8 protein-coding genes are annotated in these 8,319 nt (G+C 74.5%); 1 reads left to right on the plus strand and 7 read right to left on the minus strand.

What is annotated here, in order from left to right; all coding sequences use genetic code 11:
- The 6 genes from arfB to E1258_RS26975 all read right to left on the minus strand — a co-directional run.
- The coding region (arfB, locus tag E1258_RS26950) for an alternative ribosome rescue aminoacyl-tRNA hydrolase ArfB (protein ID WP_132406049.1) at positions 1 to 292 on the minus strand (292 nt) is incomplete at its 3' end.
- A 154-nt stretch (positions 293 to 446) separates the two neighbouring features.
- Positions 447 to 1,310 carry a S1C family serine protease gene (locus tag E1258_RS26955; RefSeq protein WP_132406051.1) on the minus strand — a complete coding sequence of 288 codons (864 nt, stop codon included), beginning with the start codon at positions 1,308 to 1,310 and terminating at the stop codon, positions 447 to 449.
- Positions 1,311 to 1,381: 71 nt separating this feature from the next.
- Positions 1,382 to 2,341: a VWA domain-containing protein gene (locus E1258_RS26960; RefSeq protein WP_132406053.1), complete on the minus strand. Its 960-nt coding sequence runs from the start codon at positions 2,339 to 2,341 to the stop codon at positions 1,382 to 1,384.
- A complete protein-coding gene (locus E1258_RS26965; RefSeq protein WP_207919731.1) occupies positions 2,338 to 3,324 on the minus strand; it encodes a DUF58 domain-containing protein in 987 nt (328 codons plus the stop codon). Before E1258_RS26965 ends, E1258_RS26960 begins: the two co-directional genes overlap by 4 nt.
- A 163-nt stretch (positions 3,325 to 3,487) precedes the next feature.
- Positions 3,488 to 4,540, minus strand: coding sequence for a MoxR family ATPase (locus E1258_RS26970; protein ID WP_132406057.1), 1,053 nt, complete (start codon positions 4,538 to 4,540; stop codon positions 3,488 to 3,490).
- Positions 4,541 to 4,717: 177 nt separating this feature from the next.
- Entirely contained in the window at positions 4,718 to 5,248 is a 531-nt protein-coding gene (locus E1258_RS26975) for a hypothetical protein (RefSeq protein WP_132406059.1), read from the minus strand.
- A gap of 422 nt (positions 5,249 to 5,670) precedes the next feature.
- Here E1258_RS26975 and E1258_RS26980 point away from each other — a divergent pair, with 422 nt between their 5' ends.
- Entirely contained in the window at positions 5,671 to 6,606 is a 936-nt protein-coding gene (locus E1258_RS26980; protein ID WP_132406061.1) for an endonuclease/exonuclease/phosphatase family protein, read from the plus strand.
- A 120-nt stretch (positions 6,607 to 6,726) separates the two neighbouring features.
- Here the strand turns inward: E1258_RS26980 and cimA are convergent, their stop codons facing one another.
- Complete coding sequence (gene cimA / locus E1258_RS26985) at positions 6,727 to 8,310, minus strand: citramalate synthase (protein WP_132406063.1); 1,584 nt, start codon at positions 8,308 to 8,310, stop codon at positions 6,727 to 6,729.
- Positions 8,311 to 8,319 lie beyond the last annotated feature (9 nt).

Consider the following 8,319-nt stretch of genomic DNA (forward strand, 5'->3'; position numbering starts at 1 on the left):
GCAGCGCCGCCATCCGCTCCCGGGCCGCCTCCCGGTTGGCGAGCTGGGCCCGGTGTTCGCTGGCGGCGACGGTGAGCACCCCGTCGACGAGCCGGCCGGCCAGGCGGTCCAGGGCCCGGGCGCGCAGCGGCTCGGTCAGGCTCGGCGAGCCGGCCACGTCGAAGCTCAGCTCTACGCGCGAGTCGGTGGTGTTGACGCCCTGCCCACCCGGGCCCGACGAGCGGGAGAACCGCTCCCGCAGCTCGGCACCCGGCACGATCAGCCGGTCGGTCACCCGCAGTCCGTCGTCCACGCCAGAAGGCTAGCGCCCCACGCGGGCACCGTGGGTGGCTACGGGAATCGCCGAGGGACGCGGTGCTGGCCCGGCCGTCGCCCATGCCGGCGGCTGCGCCCGATTTCTGACACTTTACCTTCCGTCCCGGGCGGGACGGCGGACCCCGCCCAGGTCAGCCGCCCTTGCCGATGATCGCGTCGGCGCTCTGCCGCACCTGCTCGATCGGGATGGCGAAGCCGATGCCGATTGATCCACTGCCGTCGATGGTGGCGATGGCGGTGTTCACCCCGACCACCTCACCTCGGGCGTTGACCAGCGGGCCGCCGGAGTTGCCCGGGTTGATGGACGCGTCGGTCTGCACGGCGCGGTGCCGGTTCGCGCCGAGGCGCACCTGACGGTCGAGCGCGCTGACGATACCCGCGGTAACCGTGCCGGCCAGCCCGAGCGGGGAGCCGACCGCCAGCACCGGCTCGCCGACCCGGGTCGCGCCCGGCTTGGCCAGCGGCAACGGGGCCAGGCCGGCGCCCGGGGGCACCCGGAGCACGGCCAGGTCCCTGCCCGGCTCCCGGCCGACCACCTCGGCGGCGAACCGCCGGCCGTCCGGCAGCTCCACCGTCACCGCCGCACCGCCGCCCCTGGCCAGGATGTGGTCGTTGGTGATCAGGTGTTGCTGGTCGTCGATGGCGAACCCGGAGCCGGTCGCCGAGCCCCCGGTGCCCCCGCCGACCAGCACCGACACCACCCCCGGCACGGTCCGCTCGGCAGCGGTCACCAGCTCCGCCGGCACCGGCGCGGCGGACGCCGCCGTCGGGCCCGGCGCGGCGGCGGAGTCGGCGACCCAGGCGCCGGCCGCCGCCCCGGACAGGGTGGACAGCGCCACCACCCCGGCGGCGGCCAGCAGCCGGCCCTGCCAGCTCCACTGCCGGCCGTCGCCGCCCCGACCCGGTACCTCCCGCCGGCCGCGCCGGTCGGCATCGAGGTCGGGCGAGACGAACCACGGCCCGCGCGGTTCGCCCAGTCCGGTCTGTACTGCCATCCGCTGCTCCTCACGTCCGCGTCTCTTCCGGATGTCCGGCCGTTCCGGCCGGCCGCGCACAAGGCAGCCGTTCAGGGCAGCCGGGAGAACCACCGCATCGATCCCGCCGCCGCACCCATGGCCAGCATCAGTCCGAGCCCGATGAACCGGGCGGAGACGTCCTGCCGCTGGGTGCGGTAGCCGACGGAGGTGCCGATGTCGTCGTACACCGCCCGCAGCTCCTCGCGGCTGGTCGCCTCGTGGAATCCGCCGCCGGTGGAGTCGGCGACCGCCTTCAGGGTCTGCCCGTCCACCGGCACCTGGATGGGCCGACCGCCCCGGTCGACGAAACCGGACGGGGTGCCGAACGAGATGGTGTGCACCGGCACCTTCGCGTCGACCGCCTCGGCGGCGGCCTCCATCGGGTCCATGCCGGAGGTGTTCGCGCCGTCGGAGAGCAGGATGATCCGGGCCGGCGGCAGGTCCTTCGTGGCCTGGCTGTCCAACCCCCTCACCGCGCCGAGGGAGGTGTTGATCGCCTCCCCGATGGCGGTGCCCTGCACGCCGGTGCTGCCCTCGGCGAGGCGTTCGATGCCGTCGTGCAGGGCCTCCCGGTCGGTGCCGGGCGGCACCAGCACGGCGGCGCTGCCGGCAAACGCGACCAACCCGACGTTGAACTCGTCGGGCAGGCCGTCGACGAAGCGCCGGGCCGCGTCCTTGGCGGCGCTGAGCCGGTCCGGCTTCACGTCGGAGGCGAGCATCGAGGTGGACACGTCGACCGCCACCATGACGGTGGCGCGTTCCCGGGGCACCCGTACCTCGGCGCTGGGCCGGGCAAAGCCCACCACCAGCAGCGCCAGCATGGCCAGGAACAGGCCCGCCGACACGTGCCGCCGCCACGCCGGGCGGTCCGGGGCCACCCGGTCGAGCAGCCGCAGGTTGGTGAAGCGGACCGCGTACCGGCTGTGACGGCGCTGGGCCAGCAGGTAGCCCACGGCGAGCGCGGCGACGCCGAGCAGCAGCCAGAGCCGCAGGGGCGACTGCCAGGTCACGCGGCACCTCCCCGCAGCGCGCCAGGCCGGGGCGCCGGGCCGGCCCGGCCGGCCGCCGGGGCCAGGGCGAGCCGGCGCTGGGCGTGCACGTGCCGGACGATGTCGGCGCACCAGTCCCGGTCGGTGCGCAGCGGCAGGTGGGCCGCCCCGCACCGGCGCAGCACCTGGCGGACCTGGGCGCGCTGGGCGAGGGCCGCCTCGGCGTACCGGGCGCGCAGCCGGCGGTCGCCGGTGAAGACCTCCCGCCGCCGACCGGTCTCCGGGTCTACCAGGGTGATCAGGCCGACGTCCGGCAGTTCCAGCTCGCGCGGGTCGGTCACCTCCACGGCGAGCACCTGGTGCCGCACGGCGAGCCGGCGCAGCGCCGCCTCCCAGGGCGGCGACGCCGCCGGGTCGTCCGGCAGCCCGTCGAGGAGGTCGGAAACCACCACGACGAGGCCGCGCCGGGCGGCGACCCGCCCCACGGCGGCCAGCCCCTCGGCCAGGCCGGGCGCTGCGCCCGGGTCGACCCCGGCGGCGCGCGGCGCGGCCAGCAGGGCCCGGAGCAGTCCGAGCAGGTGGGTACGCCCGCCACGGGCGGGGAACCGGCGCAACCCGTGCGGGCCGAGCACCTGCGCGCCGAGCCGGTTGCCGGAGCCGGCCGTGAGGAAGCCGACCGCCGCCACGGCGGCCACCGCCAGCTCGCGCTTGTCCAGCTCGGCGGTGCCGAACTCCATGCTGGGGCTGGCGTCGACCAGCAGCCAGGTGGTCAGTTCCCGGTCGGCGTCGACCTCGCGGACGTGCGGCACGGCGGTACGGGCGGTGACCGCCCAGTCCATCCGGCGTACCTCGTCCTCGCCCGGCCGGTACTCGCGGCTGCCGGCGATCTCGCTGCCGGGGCCGGGCAGCAGGCCCCGGTGCTCGCCGTGCAGCAGCCCGTCGAGGCGGCGGGTGACGGTCAGCTCCAGCCGGCGCAGCCGCCGGTCCGGCGCGAGGTCGGCCAGGGTCGGGTCGGACGACGGCTCCCCGGCGGCCCACGCTCCCCCGACCGTCCCGGCTCCGCCGACCGCCCCGGCTCGCGCGGCGGCCCACGCTGCCCTCGTCACCCGGTCACCCCCGCTCGCGAGGCGGCCCACGTTCTCCCGCCGGCCCCGGCGGACCGGCCGCTCACGCCGCCGCCAGGTCGGCGGCGGCGTACCCGGTGTGGTGGGTGGCGACCCTGGGTGGGGGCACGACCCCGAGCAGCCGGTGGACCACCGCCTCGGCGCTGACCCCGTCGGCGACCGCGTCGAAGGAGAGCACCAGCCGGTGGGCGAGGATGTCCACCGCCAACTCCCGGACGTCCTCGGGCAACACGTGGTCGCGCCCCCGCAGCAGCGCCTGGGCCCGGGCGGCGGCGACCAGGCCGAGGGTGGCCCGGGGGCTCGCCCCGTACGCGAGCAGCGGCGCGATCTCGGGCAGCCCGAAGCGGCCCGGGTCCCGGGTGGCCAGGATCAGCCGCACGACGTACTCGGCGACGGCGTGGTGCACGAAGACGTCGCCGGCCCTCCGCTGCAGCGCGCGCAGCCGGCCGGGGTCGAGGACCCGGCGCGGGGTCGGCCGGTCGGTGCTCATGCGGTAGAGGATCGCCAGTTCGTCGTCGTCCCCGGGGTAGTCGACGACGATCTTCATGAGGAACCGGTCCCGCTGCGCCTCGGGAAGCTGGTAGACCCCCTCCGACTCGATCGGGTTCTGGGTGGCGAGCACCAGGAACGGGTCGGGGACCGGCCAGGCGCGCCCGCCGATGGAGACCTGCCGCTCGGCCATCGCCTCCAGCAGCGCGGACTGCACCTTCGCCGGCGCCCGGTTGATCTCGTCGGCGAGCACGAGGTTGGCCATGATCGGCCCCAGTTCGACGTCGAAGCTCTCCTTCGACGCCCGGTAGATGCGGGTGCCGACGATGTCGGAGGGGACCAGGTCCGGGGTGAACTGGATCCGGGAGAAAATCCCGCCGACCACGGTCGCGAGGGTCTGCGCGGCGAGGGTCTTCGCCACGCCGGGGACCCCCTCCAAAAGGCAGTGGCCGCCGGCGACGAGGGCGGTGAGCAGGCGTTCGACGAGCCGATCCTGCCCGACGATCACGCGTTTGACCTCGAAGAGGGTCTGTTCCAGCTCGACGCCGCTCGGATCGGGATCGACTGCGGTGGGCAGGCTGGCCAGGGTGTCCGAGATGTCCGTCACGGTGCTTGCTTCCCGTGCCGGCCGTCGGGCAAACGTCGGAATCCACGGCACTCGACGGGCGTGCTGCCCCCTAACCGGGACGACCGTCGTCAACACCCCCGAAGGGACGGACCGGTCGCGGGCGGCACGAAGGTGCCGGCCCCGTCGCCGGAGCCGGCGCCCTCGGTTCCCGACGGGTCAGGGAGTGAACACGGCCAGGTGGAACGGCCGGTCCGCCGGCACCCCGGCGGAGTCGTACGTCTGCACGAAGACCCCGTTCGGCGTGGACAGCCGTGGCGCCACCGAGATCTCGCCGGCCGGCGGAACGCAGCAATCGTCCGTTGTGCCGATGGTGGCCAGGAAGGCGGCCTTGGTCAGGCTGCGGTTGAAGATGACCTGGTACTGCCCGGGGCCGTACTTGGTCGCGGAGACAGCGTCCCGCGAGCGGAGCAGGACACCGGTGCTGCTGACGACGGCGAAGGACGTCGAGCCGTTGATGTAGGAGGGGCTCACCCCCTCCTTCAGCGCCGCCTTGGCCGCCGCCGCCTCGGCCGCCGTCACCTGCGGCTGGCCGGCCGGCGCGGCGGCATGGTCGCCCGGCTGGCCGCTCTGGGCCGCGGGCTTGGCCGCCGTGGCGGTCTGGGCGGCGGCGATCCCCCCGCCGGCCAGCGTCAGCACCAGCGCGCCGAACGTGACCGCGACCGCCCTACGGGAAATGAGTCTTGCCATGACAGGTCCCCCTTTTGTTGACCGTGTCGACACGACCGACTCGCGAACAACGAGCCGGCTTGATCCGAGCCTTCCAGCACCGCGTAAAGCCGCCGCAATAACCGTCCTCAGGGTGAGGACAATCTGGGAGCGGAGAACAATCACACTCACATTGAGCAGCCATTACCACTTTTACTTCGAGGCCGGAACCAGGTGGAAAGTAGCACCGACAAAAGCGCGGGGTCAATGGCGGAGGACCGCGTTTCAGATTGTTTCGGGCCGCCCGGTTAATTGCGAAACATGAACGCTCGACAATTCACGGATGCCGGTCGGGCGGCCACCTGCGGCACCGGCGTGAGGACGGTGCCGCTACCGTGTCGACCGTGATCACGTACGACGACGCCCGCGCCGCCGCCGGCCGCGCCGCCCGGGCGCGGACCTGGCTGTGCTGGCTTGCCGTGGCTCCCGGGCTGGTGTGGGCGGCGGTACGCCTGCCCGGCCTGGAACGAGGGCCCGCGGTGCAGGCGGTCGCCTTCACCCCGTACGTCGCGGCCTGGACGCCCGTGCCGCTGCTGCTCGCGCTCGCCCTGCGACGCCGTGGGCCCGCGGCGGTCGCGGCCCTGGTCGCGGTGGCGCTGCTCGCCATGGTCGCGCCCCGGGCGATGGCCTCGGCGCAGCCGTCGGCCGGTGGGCCGACACTGCGGGTGCTCACCGCCAACCTGCTGGCCGGCGCCGCCGACGCGGGCACCGTGGTCGACCTGGTGCGCGGCCAACGGGTCGACGTGCTGGCCGTGCAGGAGTTCACCCCGGGCGCGGCAGCCGAGCTGGACCGGCTCGGACTGGCCGATCTGCTGCCGCACCGGCAGCTCAACGCGCAGTTGGGCACCACCGGCTCGGGGCTCTACGCCCGCTTCCCGATCGCCGGGGGCGGCATCCGGCAGAACCGCGGCGGCTGGGGCTTCACCCAGGCGTACGGGTCGATCGCCCCGCCGGGCGGACCGCCGGTACGGGTCGAGTCGGTCCACCCGTCGGCCCCGCACGCGATCGACCAGGTCGGGTTCTGGCGCACCGACCTGGAGGCGCAGCCGCCGGCCACCCCCGACGCGGGCCTGTCGATCCTCGCCGGGGACTTCAACGCCACCCTCGACCACGCTCTGCTGCGTGACCTGCTCGCCACCGGGTACGTCGACGCGGCCGACGCCACCGGCGCCGGGCTGATCGGCACCTGGGGGCCCTACGACGGTGACCCGATCCCGCCGGTGACCATCGACCACGTGCTGGTGGACCGGCGGATCGCCGTCCGGTCGGTGTCGGTGCGCTGGGTGCCGGGCAGCGACCACCGCGCGGTCTTCGCCGAGCTGCGCCTACCCGCCGCCTGAGCCCCCTCACCGCACCGGCACCCGTCCCGCGCGCCCCACGCGTCCGCACCGCGCCCGCCCCGCCTGCGATGGTGAGCAGGGAACCCTTCTCTACCGCGGGCGTCAACTAGGGGCCCCTCCTTACACGTGGGCGCGGTCCAGACCGTAGGTGAGGGCGTCGACGAGGGCGTGCCAGGACGCCTCGACGACGTTCGGGTGCACGCCGACCGTGGTCCAGTCGCGGCCCGCCCCGTCCGCGGTCTCCACCAGCACCCGGGTCACCGCGCCGGTGCCGTGACTGCCCTCCAGGATGCGCACCTTGTAGTCGGCCAGCTCGAAGTCGTGCAGCTCGGGGTAGTGCCGGGACAGGCCGACCCGCAGCGCCTCGTCGAGGGCGTTGACCGGGCCGTTGCCCTCGGCGGTGGCGATCAGCCGCTCGCCGCGTACCCGGATCTTGACGGTGGCCTCGGAGACCACCGCGCCGTCCTCCCGGTGCTCGACCAGCACCCGGTACGACTCCAGGGCGAACGGCCGCGCCGGGGCGGCGTCGGGCAGCTCGGAACGGACCAGCAGCTCGAACGAGGCGTCGGCGGCCTCGAAGGACCAGCCTCCGGCCTCCAGCTCCTTGACCCGCCGGGTCACCCGCGACAGGGTCTCCGGATGGCCGGCCAGGTCCAGGCCCAGCTCACGACTCTTGAGCTCGACGCTGGCCCGGCCGGCCATCTCGGTGACCAGGATCCGCATGTCGTTGCCCACCACGGTGGGCTCCACATGGTTGTAGAGCAGCGGATCCACCTTGATCGCGCTCGCGTGCAGCCCCGCCTTGTGGGCGAAGGCGGCGGCCCCGGCGTACGCCTGGTGGGTGTCGGGGGCGATGTTGGCGATCTCGGCGATGGCGTGGGAGACCCGCACCATCTGCTCCAGGCAGCCCTCCGGTAGGACCGGCAGCCCGAGCTTGAGCTGAAGGTTGGCGACGACGGCGAAGATGTCGGCGTTGCCGGGGCGCTCGCCGTACCCGTTGGCGGTGCCCTGCACGTGCCGGACCCCGGCCTCGACGGCGGCGATGGTGTTGGCCACCGCGCAGGCGGTGTCGTTCTGGGCGTGCATGCCCAGGCGGGCGGGGTCGACGCCGGTGCGGGCGGTGAGGTCGGCGATCGCGGCGGTGACGTGGGAGGGCAGCATGCCGCCGTTGGTGTCGCAGAGCACCATCACCTCGGCGCCGGCGGCAAGAGCGGTCTGCACGACCTCCGCGCCGTAAGCGGGGTCGTGCCGGTAGCCGTCGAAGAAGTGCTCGCCGTCGACGAAGACCCGCCGCCCCTCGGCGACCAGGTGGCGCACCGTGTCCCGGATCATCGCCAGGTTCTCGGCAGCAGTGGTGCGCAGTGCCCGCTCGACGTGCCGCAGGTCGGCCTTGGCGACCAGCGCGACGGCCGGGGTCTGCGCGTCGAGCAGCGCTTGGACCTGGGGGTCGTCGGCGACGGCGACGCCGGCCTTGCGGGTGGCCCCGAACGCCACGAGCAGGGCGTGTTTCAGGTCGAGTTCGGTGCGGGCTCGGCGGAAGAACTCGGTGTCCTTGGGCACCGCGCCCGGCCAGCCGCCCTCGATGAAGCCGACGCCGAACTCGTCGAGCAGCCGGGCGACCGCCAGCTTGTCGACCACCGAGTAGGTGAGCCCCTCCCGCTGGGCGCCGTCGCGCAGCGTCGTGTCGTACACCTGGAACGTCATGGGGAGTCC

The organism is Micromonospora sp. KC207 (assembly GCF_004348615.1).
Classification (GTDB): domain Bacteria; phylum Actinomycetota; class Actinomycetes; order Mycobacteriales; family Micromonosporaceae; genus Micromonospora.

Bases quoted from the DNA above. Each gene is read 5' to 3' on its own strand.
- E1258_RS26955 (WP_132406051.1), bottom strand. From the start codon at position 1,310: ATGGCAGTACAGACCGGACTGGGCGAACCGCGCGGGCCGTGGTTCGTC.
- E1258_RS26975 (WP_132406059.1), bottom strand. From the start codon at position 5,248: ATGGCAAGACTCATTTCCCGTAGGGCGGTCGCGGTCACGTTCGGCGCG.
- cimA (WP_132406063.1), bottom strand. From the start codon at position 8,310: ATGACGTTCCAGGTGTACGACACGACGCTGCGCGACGGCGCCCAGCGG.